Origin of the sequence: Undibacterium sp. Tian12W (genome assembly GCF_049339405.1) — a bacterium.
Lineage (GTDB): Bacteria > Pseudomonadota > Gammaproteobacteria > Burkholderiales > Burkholderiaceae_D > Undibacterium.
Genome location: NZ_JBMPPK010000019.1, coordinates 67,319 through 82,971, shown reverse-complemented (window position 1 = coordinate 82,971; position 15,653 = coordinate 67,319). Strand labels below are relative to the sequence as shown.

General features: G+C 49.5%; 15 protein-coding genes and 2 tRNA genes. 8 read left to right on the top strand and 9 right to left on the bottom strand.

The window, feature by feature from the left end; genetic code table 11:
* The first annotated feature begins 28 nt into the window (after positions 1-28).
* From hflK to ACO0LI_RS22620, 5 genes are all read left to right on the top strand, one after another.
* Entirely contained in the window at positions 29-1,297 is a 1,269-nt protein-coding gene (hflK, locus tag ACO0LI_RS22640; protein ID WP_422951326.1) for an FtsH protease activity modulator HflK, read from the top strand.
* Positions 1,297-2,199 (top strand): protease modulator HflC, encoded by a 903-nt coding sequence (gene hflC, locus ACO0LI_RS22635; RefSeq protein ID WP_422951327.1) that lies wholly within the window; start codon positions 1,297-1,299, stop codon positions 2,197-2,199. The genes hflK and hflC overlap by 1 nt, the downstream gene beginning before the upstream one ends.
* Positions 2,200-2,342: 143 nt before the next feature.
* The gene (locus ACO0LI_RS22630; RefSeq protein WP_422951328.1) at positions 2,343-3,494 is read left to right on the top strand and encodes an ATP phosphoribosyltransferase regulatory subunit; all 1,152 of its coding nucleotides are present in this window, start codon (positions 2,343-2,345) and stop codon (positions 3,492-3,494) included.
* A gap of 3 nt (positions 3,495-3,497) precedes the next feature.
* Entirely contained in the window at positions 3,498-4,811 is a 1,314-nt protein-coding gene (locus ACO0LI_RS22625) for an adenylosuccinate synthase (RefSeq protein WP_110253174.1), read from the top strand.
* Positions 4,812-4,834: 23 nt separating this feature from the next.
* Positions 4,835-5,368 (top strand): phosphoribosyltransferase, encoded by a 534-nt coding sequence (locus ACO0LI_RS22620; protein ID WP_422951451.1) that lies wholly within the window; start codon positions 4,835-4,837, stop codon positions 5,366-5,368.
* Positions 5,369-5,619: 251 nt separating this feature from the next.
* Here ACO0LI_RS22620 and ACO0LI_RS22615 read toward each other — a convergent pair.
* Positions 5,620-5,704 (bottom strand) — tRNA-Leu (locus ACO0LI_RS22615).
* 232 nt (positions 5,705-5,936) lie between these two features.
* Positions 5,937-6,021, bottom strand: a tRNA-Leu gene (locus tag ACO0LI_RS22610).
* A gap of 159 nt (positions 6,022-6,180) precedes the next feature.
* Between ACO0LI_RS22610 and rnr the strand changes: the two genes are divergently transcribed.
* The 3 genes from rnr (at position 6,181) to cysE (ending at position 10,315) form a co-directional block, all read left to right on the top strand.
* Positions 6,181-8,676, top strand: coding sequence for a ribonuclease R (gene rnr, locus ACO0LI_RS22605; RefSeq protein WP_423035421.1), 2,496 nt, complete (start codon positions 6,181-6,183; stop codon positions 8,674-8,676).
* A 45-nt stretch (positions 8,677-8,721) separates the two neighbouring features.
* Positions 8,722-9,453, top strand: coding sequence for a 23S rRNA (guanosine(2251)-2'-O)-methyltransferase RlmB (gene rlmB, locus ACO0LI_RS22600; protein WP_162041083.1), 732 nt, complete (start codon positions 8,722-8,724; stop codon positions 9,451-9,453).
* A gap of 115 nt (positions 9,454-9,568) precedes the next feature.
* A complete protein-coding gene (gene cysE, locus ACO0LI_RS22595) occupies positions 9,569-10,315 on the top strand; it encodes a serine O-acetyltransferase (RefSeq protein WP_423035419.1) in 747 nt (248 codons plus the stop codon).
* Positions 10,316-10,334: 19 nt separating this feature from the next.
* Here the strand turns inward: cysE and ACO0LI_RS22590 are convergent, their stop codons facing one another.
* From ACO0LI_RS22590 to fliM, 7 genes are read right to left on the bottom strand one after another with little or no spacing between them, the layout of a single operon-like run.
* Positions 10,335-11,891, bottom strand: coding sequence for an NAD(P)H-hydrate dehydratase (locus ACO0LI_RS22590; protein ID WP_423035417.1), 1,557 nt, complete (start codon positions 11,889-11,891; stop codon positions 10,335-10,337).
* Positions 11,892-11,894: 3 nt separating this feature from the next.
* Entirely contained in the window at positions 11,895-12,692 is a 798-nt protein-coding gene (fliR, locus tag ACO0LI_RS22585) for a flagellar biosynthetic protein FliR (RefSeq protein WP_422951332.1), read from the bottom strand.
* A 21-nt stretch (positions 12,693-12,713) separates the two neighbouring features.
* A complete protein-coding gene (gene fliQ, locus ACO0LI_RS22580) occupies positions 12,714-12,983 on the bottom strand; it encodes a flagellar biosynthesis protein FliQ (RefSeq protein ID WP_162041086.1) in 270 nt (89 codons plus the stop codon).
* An 8-nt stretch (positions 12,984-12,991) separates the two neighbouring features.
* A complete protein-coding gene (gene fliP, locus ACO0LI_RS22575) occupies positions 12,992-13,759 on the bottom strand; it encodes a flagellar type III secretion system pore protein FliP (protein WP_422951333.1) in 768 nt (255 codons plus the stop codon).
* Between the two features lie 9 nt (positions 13,760-13,768).
* On the bottom strand, positions 13,769-14,227 hold the full coding sequence (fliO, locus tag ACO0LI_RS22570; protein WP_423035415.1) for a flagellar biosynthetic protein FliO: 459 nt from the start codon (positions 14,225-14,227) through the stop codon (positions 13,769-13,771).
* Positions 14,228-14,229: 2 nt separating this feature from the next.
* Positions 14,230-14,658: a flagellar motor switch protein FliN gene (gene fliN / locus ACO0LI_RS22565; protein ID WP_162041089.1), complete on the bottom strand. Its 429-nt coding sequence runs from the start codon at positions 14,656-14,658 to the stop codon at positions 14,230-14,232.
* Complete coding sequence (gene fliM, locus ACO0LI_RS22560) at positions 14,651-15,652, bottom strand: flagellar motor switch protein FliM (RefSeq protein WP_162041090.1); 1,002 nt, start codon at positions 15,650-15,652, stop codon at positions 14,651-14,653. The genes fliN and fliM overlap by 8 nt, the downstream gene beginning before the upstream one ends.
* Between the last annotated feature and the right edge of the window lies 1 nt (position 15,653).

Sequence of the window (15,653 nt, the reverse complement as noted above, 5' to 3'; positions counted from 1 at the left end):
AACCCACTATTCATTGGATAGCGACAGAATGCTTGTTTCATTTCTCAAAAGAATTGGTGTAACCATGTCCATAAATGATCCGCAATGGGGGCGTGGTTCGCAAAACAATAATCAAAATAATAATAAGCCTGATGGAAAAAAACCACCTGAAGGCCCACCTGATCTTGATCAGTTATGGAAAGACTTTACCCAGAAACTGGGGCGTCTGTTCGGGCAAAATGGTGGCGATAATAATGGTGGTAATTTTTCACCAGATTCGTCCGGCGCTAAAATTGGCGCATCCCTGATTGTTGCTGTAATTGCCTTGGTTTGGTTGTCGAGCGGCTTTTTTATCGTGCAAGAAGGGCAGACCGCTGTCATTACTACTTTTGGTAAATTCAGTCATCAAACTTCTGCCGGTTTTAACTGGCGTTGGCCTTACCCTGTCCAAGGACATGAGATAGTCAATCTGTCGCAAGTCAGAACAGTGGAGATAGGCTACAAAAAAGGCTCCAGAGAGCGCGAATCCCTGATGCTGACCGATGATGAAAATATTGTCGATATTCAGTTTGCTGTTCAATATAAATTAAATAATGCTGCTGACTGGTTGTATAACAACCGCGATCAGGAAGAGATGATACGTCAGGTCGCTGAAGCTGTCGTGCGTGAGATCGTCGGTAAAAGCACCATGGATTTTGTGTTGTATGAAGGCCGTGAAAAAATCGCTCTTGATGTGAATGCAGGCATGCAAAAAATCCTGGATGCTTATGGTTCAGGTGTGCAAGTCGCCCAGGTAACTATGCAAAACGTGCAGGCACCGGAACAAGTTCAGGCGGTGTTTGAGGATGCTCAAAAAGCAAAGCAAGATAAAGAACGTCTGAAAAATGAAGGTATAGCCTACGCCAATGACGTGATTCCGAAAGCGCGTGGTGAAGCTTCCCGCATGATACAAGAGGCAGAAGGGTATAAAGCCAGTGTTGTTGCCAATGCTCAGGGTAATGCATCGCGCTTCCAGCAAGTATTGACGGAATATCAAAAAGCACCAGCAGTAACCAGGGACAGGTTGTATATGGAGGCTATGCAGCAAATATTCTCCAATACCAGCAAAGTGATGGTGGATACCAAAACTGGCAATAATATGATTTATTTGCCTCTGGATAAGATGATTAATCAAGCAGATCAATCCGCTGCAAAATCGCCTGCACCAGCACAAATAACTGCACCGGCCGTGGAGCAGATACCTACTGTGGAAATGCGTTATGGCAAGGATGGAAGATCAAAAGATAATCGCGACACACGTGAGAGGGAGGGTAGATAATGAATAAACTAGCTACTTTCATTATTGCGCTCTGTGCAGCAATTCTGGTTGCGTATTCGACTATTTTTGTCGTTGATCAGCGTTCACATGCCATCGTATTTGCATTGGGTGAAGTCAAGTCTGTGATCAGTGAGCCAGGTTTGCACTTCAAGTTGCCTCCGCCATTCCAAAATGTGTTGTTTTTGGATAAACGTATTTTGACTATAGACACCAATTCGGCAGATCGTTTCGTGACCTCCGAAAAGAAAAATATTCTGGTTGATTCTTATGTTAAATGGCGTATCAAGGACCCACGTCTGTATTTCGTCAGTTTTAATGGCGAAGAGCGCAGGGCGCAGGATAGAATGTCGCAAATCATCAAAGCTGCCTTGAATGATGAAATAACCAAACGTAAAGTGGGTGAGGTGATCTCTACTCAGCGCGGTAAGGTGATGGATGCCATCAAGAAAAAAGTTTCTGATGAGACCAAGCATATTGGTGTTGAGATTATTGACGTTCGCCTCAAGCGTGTGGATTATGTCGAGCAGATCAATAACTCGGTATATGACCGTATGAAGGCAGAGCGTACCCGTGAAGCAAATGGCTTGCGTTCTACTGGTGCGGCAGAATCTGAAGAAATTCGTGCTGATGCTGACAAGCAAAGGCTGGTGATCAAGGCAGAAGCTAACCGTGATGCGCAAAAAATACGCGGCGCGGGTGATGCAGAGGCATCGCAGATTTATGCGCAAGCCTACAGTCAAAGTCCTGAATTTTATAAGTTCTATCGCAGCCTGGAAGCGTATACTGCGTCATTCAAGAGCAAGAATGATGTTTTGGTCGTGGATCCAAATTCTGAGTTCTTTAAATATTTTAAAGGCCCATCCTCAGTAGGGGGCAGTGTTCCTGCAGTAAAGGGTAAGTAATAAGGGTGGGTAGGTGTAGGGGTAAGTGTAAATAGCACCCCGCTAAATAATTGTAGTGACCGACAGCGATCTGCGCAAATTTTGTGCAGATCGCTGTTTGTCGGATAGCCTAAACTAAATTGTTGTTTTTTTGATTGTTCTTCATGCCGAATTGGCTTTTACCTGAAAATATTGCTGATATCTTGCCGTCCGAAGCACGCAAGATAGAAGAGCTGCGCCGTGTTCTCCTGGACAATTTCAGACTGTATGGCTACGAGCTGGTCATGCCGCCTATGCTGGAATACATAGAATCCTTGCTGACCGGTGCTGGTCAGGATATGGATTTGCGTACCTTCAAACTGGTAGATCAAATCTCTGGCCGCACCATGGGGCTGCGTGCCGATATGACCACGCAAGTGGCCCGTATTGATGCGCATCTGTTAAACCGCCGTACCGTTACCCGTCTTTGCTATGCAGGCAGTGTCCTGCATACCAAGCCGTCTGGCCTGCACGCCACGCGCGAGCCTTTGCAAATCGGCGCAGAAATTTATGGTCATGCAGGCCTGGAAGCCGATGCTGAAATTCAGGAACTGGTATTAGCCTGCCTGGCCTTGGCGCATGTCAAAGATGTGCGGCTGGATATGTGTCACGTCGGAGTTTTGCGCGCCTTATTGGCTGCCGATCCGCTGGCCAAGGCAGAAGAAAATACTTTGTATGCCTTGCTGGAGTCCAAAGACTTGCCTAGCATAGATAAGCTCAGTCAGAATTTTTCACCCGAAGTGCGTGCCGCATTGATGGCTTTGCCAGGTTTATATGGCGATATTTCCATTATTCAAAAAGCACGAGCAGTATTGCCCGCATTTGAAGGTATACAAACGGCGCTGGACGAACTTGAGCATTTAGTGCGTTTGACAGGTGCGGCCCATGTCACGATAGATCTCGCTGATTTGCGTGGCTACCACTATCATAGTGGGGTGATGTTTAACGTATTTGTGCCTGGTTTGCCAAATGCGGTGGCGCGTGGTGGCCGTTACGACCATGTGGGCGAGGCTTTTGGTCGCTCACGTCCGGCTACTGGATTTTCCCTGGATTTGCGTGAGCTGGCGCGTCTGCTGCCTTCTGCTGAGAGGAAGGATGCGATTCGCGCTCCGTGGGGGAGTGACCCTGCATTGCGTGAAAAAATCGCAGAGTTGCGTGGCGAGGGTGAAATCGTGATTCAGAGCCTGCCAGGGCACGAGAACGAACAAGACGAATTTGATTGCAATCGCGCACTCACTTTCGATGCGGGTAAATGGATTCTTCAAAATGTAGGTTGAGTGATGACACAAACTAAAATTGCAAAAAACGTAGTCGTAATCGGTACCCAGTGGGGCGATGAAGGCAAGGGAAAAATCGTTGATTGGTTGACGGACCACGCCCAGGGCGTTGTCCGTTTTCAAGGTGGCCATAATGCTGGTCATACACTGGTAATCGGTGGCCAGAAAACGGCCTTGCAACTGATACCTTCCGGCATCATGCGCGCTGGTACGGCTTGCTACATCGGTAACGGTGTGGTTTTGTCTGTACCTGACCTCTTGCGTGAAATTGACAAGCTGCAGGCAAATGGCGTTGAAGTTGCTTCCCGTCTCAAAATTTCAGAAGCTTGCCCAGTTATTTTGCCGTATCACACTGCACTTGATGCAGCACGTGAAATTGCCCGTGGTGCCGCCAAGATTGGCACGACAGGCAAGGGCATAGGCCCGGCCTATGAAGACAAGGTTGCCCGCCGTGCGATCCGCGTAGCTGATTTGCTCAATGAAGAACGCTTTGCTGAAAAGCTGCGTGAAAATCTGGATTACCACAATTTTGTGTTGACCAATTACCTCAAGGCGCCTGCAGTCGAGTTCCAGAAAACCCTGGATGACACGTTGGCCAATGTGCCGCGTATCCGCCCTATGGTGGCAGACGTATCCAGTGCCTTGTATGCAGCACATAAAGCCGGTGCCAGCCTGTTGTTTGAAGGCGCGCAAGGCAGTTTGCTGGACGTTGATCATGGAACTTACCCCTTTGTTACCTCCAGCAATTGCGTGGCTGGCAATGCAGCGGCAGGTTCTGGTGTTGGTCCTAACATGTTGCATTACATCCTGGGTATCACCAAGGCGTACACGACACGTGTAGGTTCTGGCCCATTCCCATCTGAATTGCCAACTGATGCCGGCGTAGGCAAGCACCTGGCCAGCGTTGGTCATGAATTTGGTACGGTGACTGGCCGTGCCCGCCGTTGCGGCTGGTTCGATGCAGCTCTGTTGAAGCGTTCTGTGCAAATCAATGGCGTGTCTGGCATGTGCCTGACCAAGCTGGACGTGCTGGACGGTCTGGAAACATTGAAGCTGTGTACTGGCTACAAAATCGATGGCAAAGTCGTTGATATCTTCCCGGTTGGTGCTGAAGAAGCGGCGCGCTGCGAAGCCATTTATGAAGAAATGCCGGGCTGGTCTGAGACCACAGTTGGCGCGCAAAGCATGGATGCTCTGCCAGTCAATGCCCGCAATTACATCATGCGTATTCAGGAGCTGGTTGGTGTTCCTGTCGATATGGTCTCTACCGGACCAGATCGCGAAGAAACCATCGTGTTAAGGCACCCGTTTATTTAAGAAGGAAAAATAAAAATATGAATATGCCTGCATCTACAGACAAGGACTTGTGGGTCTCTTGGGAGGCTTACCATCGTTCCATCGAGCAGCTTGCACTGAAAGTGCATGAGTCTGGCTGGAAGTTTGATCAAGTTTTGTGTCTCGCCCGTGGTGGCTTGCGTCCTGGTGATATTTTCTCCAGAATTTTTGATGTGCCGCTGGCGATTTTGTCGACCAGTTCATATCGCGAAGAGTCAGGCACAGTGCAGGGTACTCTGGATATAGGAAAGTATATTTCCATGACCAAGGGTGCGTTGCAAGGTAGGGTTTTGGTCGTCGATGATCTGGTTGATTCCGGCGTTACCCTGGAAAAAGTGCTCGTGCATCTGCGTGAAAACTTCCCGGCAGTGACAGAAGTAAAATCAGCCGTGATCTGGTACAAGGCATGCTCATCAGTGGCGCCAGACTATTATCTGGACCATCTGGCGAACAATCCATGGATACATCAGCCTTTTGAAGAGTATGACAGTATCAGGCCGCATCAGTTGAATGCCTGGTTGAAAAAGGGCGCAGCTTAATTGGCAGTCATGAAAACGGAAGCGATTTGCTTCCGTTTTTTTATGGCGACACTATGCGATTATCCGGTGCTTTATTGTGATGGGTGTCTCGTGTTTCACGGAAGAGTGGGGAGGGCTTGTTTGTTCCCGCCAGACTTCATTTGATTTGAATAATGCAGATATGACGCGGTTTGCGCTAATGAGGAAAGAAAATGAGGCAAATGTGGAATTGAAAAAGCCCGCTGACTTTCATCAGCGGGCTCTCAAATTTGTGGTGCCCACGGAGGGACTCGAACCCCCACATCCGAAGACACATGGACCTGAACCATGCGCGTCTACCAATTCCGCCACGTGGGCAACAGAAGGCGTAATTATAGAGTATTTGACTGGCTTTGGGGAAATATTTCGGAGAAAATTTCGCATTATGGTGCTGGCAGCTAGAAAGTCGCCTGCAGCTTGGGCAGGAAGTGCGGAGTCAGGGGATTTCTTGCTTATACTTGCAAAACTGAATGTGTGGAATGTGCTGAATGTGAAATTCGAAGTGGAATTGAAAAAGCCCGCTGATTTTCATCAGCGGGCTCTCAAATTTTGGTGCCCACGGAGGGACTCGAACCCCCACACCCGAAGGCACATGGACCTGAACCATGCGCGTCTACCAATTCCGCCACGTGGGCAACGGAGAACAATATTATAAATTAATTGAAGCATTTGTCAAGGTGAGCCACCTTGCAGATACAAGAATTGTTAGGCGAAAGAGGTTTGCTACAGTAAACTATGGCCTGATAAGATTTTGGTGCGAGCCAAATTAACTTTTTTAAGAAAAAATACAAAATTTGAACAAGCATTTATACCCCATCCCCAGTCGCGAAGAGATACTGGGTGTTCTACGTACTAACACGGCAAAAATGACGGCTACTGCAATTGCAGATGGGTTGTCAGTAAAACCTGAGGAGTTAGATGGCATGACACGACGATTAAACGCGATGGAAAGAGATGGGCAAGTCAAAGTAGATAAAGGTGGAAATTATTCCATCGCCAATCAAGATAATTTCATCAGCGGCAAAGTCAGCAGTCATCGCGAAGGCTATGGTTTCCTGATTCCTGATGATGGCAGTGAAGACCTGTTTTTGCCTGAGCGCGAAATGCAAAAGGTCTTGCACGGTGACCGCGTCATGGCGCGTGTTGTTGGCACAGACAGGCGTGGCCGTCTTGAAGGCGGCATACTTGAGATACTGGACAGGGCGAATACCCATGTCATTGGACGGCTGTTGAATGAAAACGGCGTCTGGATAGTCGCGCCTGAAGACAAACGCTTCAGCCAGGATATTTTATTGACTGGTGCACCAGGCAAAGCCAAGGCTGGCCAGGTCGTCAGTGTCGAGTTAACTGAGCAGCCGACCCGTTACGCACAGCCAGTTGGCAAGATCGTTGAAATACTGGGTGATGTCGATGACCCTGGTATGGAAATCGAAATCGCTGTCCGCAAATTTGGTGTGCCACATGAGTTTTCTGAAGCGGTAAAAAAAGCCGCTGCCAAATTGCCGTCAGAAGTCAGGGACAGTGATCTCACAGACCGCGTCGATCTGCGTGACATTCCACTGGTGACGATTGACGGTGAAGATGCCCGCGATTTTGATGACGCAGTGTATTGCGAACCAATCAAGATAGGCCGCAGCAAAGGTCACAGGCTGATCGTTGCCATTGCCGATGTGAGCCACTACGTCAACCCGAATGATGTACTGGATGAAGAAGCACTATTGCGCAGCACGTCGGTGTATTTCCCGCGCAGGGTAATACCGATGTTGCCAGAGCGTTTGTCGAATGGCCTGTGTTCGCTTAATCCTGACGTCGATCGCCTGACACTGGTGTGCGATATGGTCATTACGCAAGACGGTGAAGTCACGGCTTACCAGTTTTATCCTGCGGTCATCCATTCTGCCGCACGCTTCACCTACACTGAAGTGGCAGCCATACTTGGAAATACCAAAGGGCCGGAAGCCGCCAAACGCTTGACCCTGGTACCACATCTCTTGCATCTGTATGAAGTCTTCCAGTCTTTGTTAAAAGCACGCCAGGTGCGTGGTGCCATCGACTTTGAAACGACAGAAACCTATATCGTTTGCAATCCATCTGGCAAGATAGAAAAGATATTGCCACGCACGCGTAATGACGCGCACAAGCTAATCGAAGAATGCATGCTGGCAGCCAATGTCTGCGCCGCGAATTTACTGGAAACTTACAAGCATCCAGGCACTTACCGTATCCATGCCGGCCCGACCAAAGAGAAACTGACTCAAGTCAGAAATTTCCTGAAGCAAGTTGGTCTGTTCCTTGGTGGTGGCGACAAGCCGGCAGCATCAGACTATGCCGAGTTGATGAAAAAGGTCAAAGGCAGGCCAGACGCAACGCTTTTGCAAACCATGTTGCTGCGATCCATGCAGCAAGCGGTTTACAGCCCGGATAATATCGGCCATTTTGGTTTGTCTTATGACGCCTATGCCCATTTCACCAGTCCGATACGCCGTTACCCTGACTTGCTGACGCACAGGGCGATCAAGGCGATTTTGCAGGGTCGTAAATATGAACCCAAGGGCATAGACCTTACGCTGTTGAATACTTCTGTGTCGAATGCCACCAGAAAACAGCAGATTGCTGACAAGGCCGCAGGCAAGAAGAAGGAAGAAAAAGAACAGACTATCTGGGATGCGTTGGGTGTCCACTGTTCTGCCAATGAACGCCGTGCTGATGAAGCTTCACGTGATGTCGAAGCCTGGCTCAAATGCTATTTCATACGCAACAAGGTTGGCGAAGAATTCACCGGCATGATCACTGGTGTAACACAGTTTGGTATCTTTGTTCAGCTGGATGAAATTTTTATCGAAGGTCTGGTACATGTCACTGAGCTGGGTGCTGATTACTTCCAGTATGACGAGGCACGCCATGAGTTGCGTGGCGAACGTACTGGCAAACGTTATCAGTTGACAGACAAAGTCACTGTGCAAGTCAGCCGGGTTGATCTGGATGCGCGCAAGATAGATTTGGCTATAGTCCAGGCCGTGTCGCCACGTGCTGCAGGTTTAGTTGATCCTCGTGGTGCAGCTACGAATGAGAAAAATCGCAAGGGTGCTGCCAGTGCCAAGAAAGCGCTGCTGGTCCCTGAAGAAAAAGTTGTGGCAAATTATGGCAGAGGCGGCAAAGCTGCCCCGGCCAAGAAAGTAAAAGAAGAAAGTTTTTCTGGTGGACGTCGCCAGAAATCTTCGCCTGCTGCTGCCAGTGCAAAGAAAAAAGCACCAGCTGCTGCCGGTAAGTCAGCGAAGAAAAGACGTTAGTACCTCAAAGTACCTCAAAGAAATGCATGTAAAGAAAAGAATGAAATGAAAAGTAAAATGATTTTTGGTTTCCATGCGGTGACCTCCCGGATCCGTCATGAAGCCTCTTCCGTCGAAGAAATCTATGTAGATTCTTCCCGCGTCGATGGTCGTATGAAAGACCTCTTGCAAGCAGCAAAAGCTGCTGGTGTGCGCATCATCCCGGCAGATGATCAGCGCCTCAGCAATATCGTCGGTACACGCCGCCATCAGGGTGTAGTGGCCAAGGCCAGTGAATTGTCACTGGCACGCAATCTCGATGAATTGCTGGATGCGATTGACGGCCCGCCACTGTTGCTGGTGCTGGATGGCATCACGGACCCCCATAACCTGGGTGCCTGTTTGCGCGTGGCTGACGGCGCTGGTGCGCATGCAGTTATCGCTCCCAAGGACAGGGCAGTGGGCTTGAATGCGACTGCAGCCAAGGTTGCCAGCGGTGCTGCTGAAACAGTGCCTTACATCACCGTCACCAATCTTGCGCGCACCCTGCGTGAATTGAAAGACCGTGATATCTGGCTGGTTGGTACCTCGGATGAAGTCGAAAAAAATATCTACGATGTGGATTTCAAAGTTGGTTGCGCCATCGTCATGGGTTCTGAAGGTGAGGGTATGCGCCGCCTGACCCGCGAAACCTGCGATATGCTGGTCAGTGTTCCCATGTTCGGTTCTGTTGAAAGCCTGAATGTCTCCGTGGCTTCAGGTGTTTGTCTGTACGAAGCCCGCCGCCAGCGTCTGTAAGCCATAGTTTCTGTAAACCTGTACGTCTGGTGCCCCGGTGATTTGGGTAGCGGACGCAGCTTTTTCAGAAATACGCTACTATCTTATTCCCCTCCGTCATATCCATATAAAGTTCATGTTTAGCCGCCTGAGAGAAGATATAGCCAGTATTATCAAGAAAGATCCTGCCGCCCGTAATGCCTGGGAGGTGATCACTTGTTATCCTGGTTTTCAGGCGATACTCATGCATGGTTGGGCGCAATGGTGCTGGAAGCGTGGTTTGAAATGGCTGGGTCGTTTCATCTCCCATATTGCCCGTGTATTGACAGGTATAGAAATCCACCCCGGTGCGACCATAGGCCGCAGAGTATTCATTGACCATGGCTTTGGCGTGGTTATAGGTGAAACGGCAGAAATTGGTGATGATTGCACGATCTACCAGGGCGTGACTCTGGGTGGGACTTCCTTGTCGCGAGGCGCAAAGCGTCATCCTACGCTGGAAGCAGGTGTCATTGTCGGTGCTGGTGCCAAGGTGCTGGGTGGTTTTACGATAGGTACTGGTGCCAAGATAGGCTCAAATTCTGTTGTGCTCAAACCTGTGCCTGCTGGTGGTACTGCAGTTGGTAATCCTGCTCACGTCATCAAAAAAGAAGTCGCCTCTGCAGATTCAGAAACTGCGCATTTGTTCACCGCTTATGGCGTGACTCAAAACAGTGACGACCCGATTTCCAAAGTCCTTCACAAGCTGATTGATCATGCTGCTGCACAGCAAGAACAGATAGAAAAATTGTCTGCGGCTTTGGCGCAATCTGGCATCGTCTGTGATGCCCGCTCTGAAGTTGGTAAACTAATACCGGAACAGATTAATAGTCTGGTTGACTGATTCTTAATCCTTCAAAGAATTAGTCATCAGCTCTAGTCTGATAGGCCAATTGATTGATATGAAGCCGAATCTCTGGCAATAACTCACTGGCCGTCAAGCCTATCGGCCCTGTTCCACTTTTTACCAGTTCATCTGCTGCATGACCATGCACCCAGGTAGCTATTCTTGCTGTATCCATGCTATTGCCAAGCTGTGCCAGTAAGGCTCCTGCCACACCCGCCAATACATCACCAGTACCACCGCTGGCCAGGGCAGGGTTGCCAGTCGTATTGATAAACAACTTGCCACAAGGGCCGCAAATAATACTGCCGGAGCCCTTGAGTATTACTACTGCATTGAATCGACTTGCCAGTTCTTGCGCTGCAGGCAGACGATTATTCTGTATCTCGGCGACGCTCTTGTTCAATAGTCTCGTTGCTTCCAGTGGATGCGGCGTGAGTATGCATGGAGTACTTCTATTGCGTAATAAGGCCTGCAATTTGCTGTCTGCAGCAATCAGGTTCAAGGCGTCGGCATCAATGACCAGTGCCTGCGCAGTTTGAATTGCACTGCTGAGTAAGGCATGCGCAGCGTTTGACGTGCCCAGCCCTGGGCCTATGACCACAGTTGCCTCTGCCAGACTGATGTCCCCGGCATGACGAAACATGATTTCTGGGTGCAGACTATCGTAAGCGGGTGCTTCTGCCAGCATGCTGCAGTAAATCCTTCCGGCACCTGCATACTGCGCAGCCCTGGCCGCAAGGATGGCAGCGCCGGCCATGCCCTTGGCACCACCAAGTACGACAACGTCACCAAAACTGCCTTTATGACTGTTTTGTTTGCGCGGCTTTAGAATTTGCAGCAGGGAAGTGCGTTCATTCAGATAGCTGTGGCATGCAGGAAAAACATCGTCAGAAATATCGAGTTGATTGACAATGACATGGCCCGCATAGTCTTTGCCTGATCCTGTATGCAAGCCAGGTTTGTTGGCTATAAAAGTAATAGTATGGCTGGCCTGAACAAGCGCGCTGTCGTGGCTCACTGGCTGCCCGGTATCCACATTCAAACCACTGGGAACATCAATCGCCAGTACCGGGATAGTCTTTTCAGATGCGAGCTGGTTGATAAAGTTGATCAGCCTGGCGATATCTGCTTCCGGTGCCCGTTTCAGACCTATGCCGAATAAGCCATCAATGATCAAGCCCCAGTTTTGTGACGGAGCATTGAGTAATGTATAAAGCTCTGCAAACTCCATTTCCGAGCCCCGTGCTCTTTGCAGCGCAGCCTGCGCATCGGGAGAGTATTTCTCAAATGCTCCGCACGTGAGACAAACAACTTTAAAGCCCTGTCTGGATAAGTGATATCCGGCTTCATAAGCATCCCCTCCATTATTGCCCGGGCCTGCCAGTATCAATATGGGATATTGCTTGTTCACGCAAATTTTTGCTGCCAGTTCTGCCGTCGCCAGCCCGGCTTTTTGCATGAGTGTGACTTCGCCCTGGCCCTCTCCCTGATGTGCGAGTGCACGGGCCTCTATTTCACGTATCTGTTCTACGCCATATAGTCTGGCTTCCCCGGCAAATACCCCACATGACATGATTTACCTCTTTATCGGGAGCGGCGTAGTCTGGCTTAAAGACTGTATCATTTCCAGTCCACTCTGGAACAAGTTTTGCAGTGGCAGCAGCAGGTAAGGCATGATCAGGGCGACCATCAAAAAACCTACACCTATGGTTATCGGAAAGCCTATGCCAAACAAATTCAATTGAGGCGCAGCGCGCGTCAATATGCCTAGGGCGACGTTGGTCACCAGCAGGGCAGCAACAATGGGTAGCGAGAGATGCATGCCCACGCTGAAAATTTGTTCCCCCCAGATTGCCAGTTTTTGATAATTGAGACCAGATTGATAGGTGGTTGCAATAGGCATGGTATGAAAGCTTTCAACCAGCGCCGCCAGCATGGAGAGATGCACATTCAGCGTCAGCATCAGCAAAGTGGATGTCAGCACCAGAAATTGCGCAATCGCTGACGATCGTCCCTGGGTCTGTGGATCAAAAAAGGTCGCAAAGCCCAACCCCATGGTCAAGCCAGAAACCTCACCAGCCATCTCTATGGCAGAAAAGACGACGCGCATGACAAAGCCCATTGCAAATCCTATGATGAGCTGCTGTGCGAGTACCAAAATACCATTCAGTGAAACTGGATCAAGATTGGAAATGGCTGGCAAGGTAGGTGCGACGATCAGCGATAAAACCACCCCCAACGCGATCTTGATTTGTACCGGGACAGTGTTATTGCCAAACGGCGGGGCAACCGCAATCAACCCCAGTATCCTGGTCAGAGGCCAGATAAAGGAATTGATCAGTGCAATCAGTTCATTGCTGGAAAAAGAGATCATGGAATTGCGATGCTACGCAAATCAGGCTGCCATGGTGGCGATGCTGGAAAACATCTGGCGCATGTAATCCATCAGGACGGAAAGCATCCAGGGCCCTGCAATAATGAGCGTGACAAAGATGCCTATCAGCTTGGGAATAAAAGACAGGGTGGTTTCATTGATTTGCGTGGCTGCCTGGAAAATACTGACAATCAGGCCTATGCCCAGCGCCACCAGTAACAAGGGGGCAGACACCATTAAGGTGACTTCCATGGCCTGGCGGCCTAATGTCATTACGCTATCGGGTGTCATAGTGAGCCTCAGTAAAAACTTTGTGCGAGTGAACCTATCAACAACTGCCAGCCATCAACAAGCACAAAGAGCATGAGCTTGAAGGGCAGCGATACGATGGAAGGCGAGACCATCATCATACCCATGGACATCAGCACACTGGCAACCACCATGTCGATGATGAGGAAGGGAATGAAGATGGCAAAACTGATTTGAAAAGCAGTTTTCAGTTCACTGGTAATAAAGGCGGGGATCAAAATTCGCAAAGGTACGTCTTCCGGCCCTTGCAACTCAGGGGTATTGGATAATTTCACATACAGGGCAAGGTCAGTCTGCCTCGTTTGCTTCATCATGAATTGTTTCAACGGGGTTGCTCCCTTATCCAGAGCAACCTGCATGGTGATCTTGTTTTCAGTAAATGGCTGATAAGCTTCGGCATAGATTTTGTCAAACACAGGCCCCATGACGAACAGAGTAAGAAACAGGGACAAGCCCACCATCACCTGATTCGGTGGCGCAGACTGGGTACCCAAGGCTTGCCTGAGCAAAGACAAGACGATGATGATGCGGGTAAAACTGGTCATCATCAGCAAGGCCGCCGGCAAGAAGCTGAGTGCCGTCAGGAATAGCAGCGTCTGTATGCTGAGTGAATAGTTTTGTCCACCACCAGGTGCGGGCGTGCTGGTGATAGCTTGCAAGCCACCATTCGCCTGTGCCATGGCAGCTTCTGGCAAGGCCAGTCCGCACAACAAGAGAGCCAGCCAGATGAAGGGCAGATGAGAGCGCAAAATTTTCATGCGATGTAATTACCTGTTATCAGACGGCTCTGTAGATTGCTCAGGGTTTCGCCCAGCATTGCGTTTTTCCAGCGTGCGTTTGAGCCAGGCAGAAAAAGGATCATTTGTGGCTATTTGCGCTGATTGATTTAGCAATTCTTGCTGTTTGGGCATGCTGCCCAGATTATTGATATTGCTTGCGGTAACGCCAAGGATCAGCCATTGGTCGCCTACTTCAACTACCATCACCCGTTCGCGATTGCCTACGCTGATGCCGCCAATGATTTTGACCGGAATTTTATTTCCTGCATTCATGGGGCCCAGGCGGCGCATGAGCCAGGCGGCCATGACCACCAATCCCAGTACTAAAAGTAATGCTGTTGCAATTTGCAAAAAACCACCGCTAGGTGACACTGGAGCAGTCTCGGCAGCAACAGCAGAGCTGCCAAGTGTGGCTAATATTAGCGGTACAAAATAAGACAATTTCATCCTCATTTGTTGAGCTTGCGTATGCGTTCTGCAGGCGTCACGATATCGGTCAGGCGAATACCAAACTTGTCGTTGACCACAACTACCTCGCCCTGGGCAATCAGGCAGCCATTGACCAGCACATCCATAGGCTCACCCGCCAGGCCATCAAGTTCTACTACAGAACCCTGTGCCAGTTGCAGCAGGTTTTTGATGGCAATCTTGGTTCTGCCCAACTCTACCGTCAGTTGAACCGGGATATCCAGAATGAAGTCGATGTCATTATGAGTTTCAGGTGCGTTACTGCTCTTGCCGCTGAACTCTTTAAAAATGGCAGCACTGGCCGGTGGTGCCTCAGCCTTTTCGGCTGCCGCAGCTTCGGCTCTTTCCTGCTCTGCAATTGCAGCGCCCCAATCATCTTCACTGATGGGTGAATCGCCGTTGTCATCCATGATTTTCTCCTTGTGCTACTTCCTGTACGCTGGAGCTGATCAGCTTCTCCACACGCAAGGCATATTGCCCGTTAAACACGCCGTATTTACACTCCATGACTGGAGTGCCATCGACTTTTGCTGAAATAATTTCTGGTACTGAAAGCGGAATGATATCGCCTTCCTTCATATTCAGTATATCGCCCAGAGTGACGCGCGTGGTGCCCAGATCTGCAACTATTTCAACTTCTGCTATCTGTATCTGTTGCGTCATCAGACGCACCCAGCGTTTATCCACCTCCAGGGTTTCGCCTTGCAGGCTACTGGTCAGGATATCGCGTATGGGCTCTATGGTGGAATAGGGCATGCATAAATGCATTTCACCACTGACTGGCCCCAGTTCTATCGTGAAGGTGGTGGATACCACGACTTCATTCGGAGTCGCAATATTGGCGAACTGGGTATTCATTTCTGAGCGTATATATTCAAACTCGATGGGATAGACAGGTTCCCAGGATTTGGAATAGGTTTCAAAAATGATTTCAAGGATGCGGTGAATGATACGTTGCTCAGTCTGGGTGAAATCGCGACCTTCAACACGGGTATGGAATCGGCCATCACCACCAAACAGATTATCCACCAGCAAAAATACCAGGCCAGGATCAAGCACGATCAGGGAAGTGCCGCGCAAGGGCTTCATGTGCACCAGATTCAGATTCGTCGGTACCACCAGGTTACGGATGAATTCACTGTACTTTGATACTCGGACAGTACCAACTGATACCTCGGCACTGCGGCGCAGAAAATTGAACAAACCTATGCGCAACAAGCGGGCAAAACGTTCATTGATAATTTCCAGCGTTGGCATACGTCCACGGACGATACGCTCTTGCGTGGCAAGATTGTAGGGCCGGACACCTGAGGTATCCTCCAGGGATTGCGAGTCGTCCTGATCTCCCGTGACACCCTTCAAAAGGGCATCAACTTCTTCCTGGGAGAGAAAATTATCTGACATG

Bases quoted from the DNA above. Each gene is read 5' to 3' on its own strand.
- fliR (WP_422951332.1), bottom strand. From the start codon at position 12,692: ATGATCTCTTTTTCCAGCAATGAACTGATTGCACTGATCAATTCCTTT.
- ACO0LI_RS22625 (WP_110253174.1), top strand. From the start codon at position 3,498: ATGACACAAACTAAAATTGCAAAAAACGTAGTCGTAATCGGTACCCAG.
- ACO0LI_RS22620 (WP_422951451.1), top strand. From the start codon at position 4,835: ATGCCTGCATCTACAGACAAGGACTTGTGGGTCTCTTGGGAGGCTTAC.
- fliM (WP_162041090.1), bottom strand. From the start codon at position 15,652: ATGTCAGATAATTTTCTCTCCCAGGAAGAAGTTGATGCCCTTTTGAAG.
- fliO (WP_423035415.1), bottom strand. From the start codon at position 14,227: ATGAAATTGTCTTATTTTGTACCGCTAATATTAGCCACACTTGGCAGC.
- cysE (WP_423035419.1), top strand. From the start codon at position 9,569: ATGTTTAGCCGCCTGAGAGAAGATATAGCCAGTATTATCAAGAAAGAT.
- fliQ (WP_162041086.1), bottom strand. From the start codon at position 12,983: ATGACACCCGATAGCGTAATGACATTAGGCCGCCAGGCCATGGAAGTC.
- ACO0LI_RS22630 (WP_422951328.1), top strand. From the start codon at position 2,343: ATGCCGAATTGGCTTTTACCTGAAAATATTGCTGATATCTTGCCGTCC.
- fliP (WP_422951333.1), bottom strand. From the start codon at position 13,759: ATGAAAATTTTGCGCTCTCATCTGCCCTTCATCTGGCTGGCTCTCTTG.
- rlmB (WP_162041083.1), top strand. From the start codon at position 8,722: ATGAAAAGTAAAATGATTTTTGGTTTCCATGCGGTGACCTCCCGGATC.
- fliN (WP_162041089.1), bottom strand. From the start codon at position 14,658: ATGGATGACAACGGCGATTCACCCATCAGTGAAGATGATTGGGGCGCT.
- hflK (WP_422951326.1), top strand. From the start codon at position 29: ATGCTTGTTTCATTTCTCAAAAGAATTGGTGTAACCATGTCCATAAAT.
- ACO0LI_RS22590 (WP_423035417.1), bottom strand. From the start codon at position 11,891: ATGTCATGTGGGGTATTTGCCGGGGAAGCCAGACTATATGGCGTAGAA.
- hflC (WP_422951327.1), top strand. From the start codon at position 1,297: ATGAATAAACTAGCTACTTTCATTATTGCGCTCTGTGCAGCAATTCTG.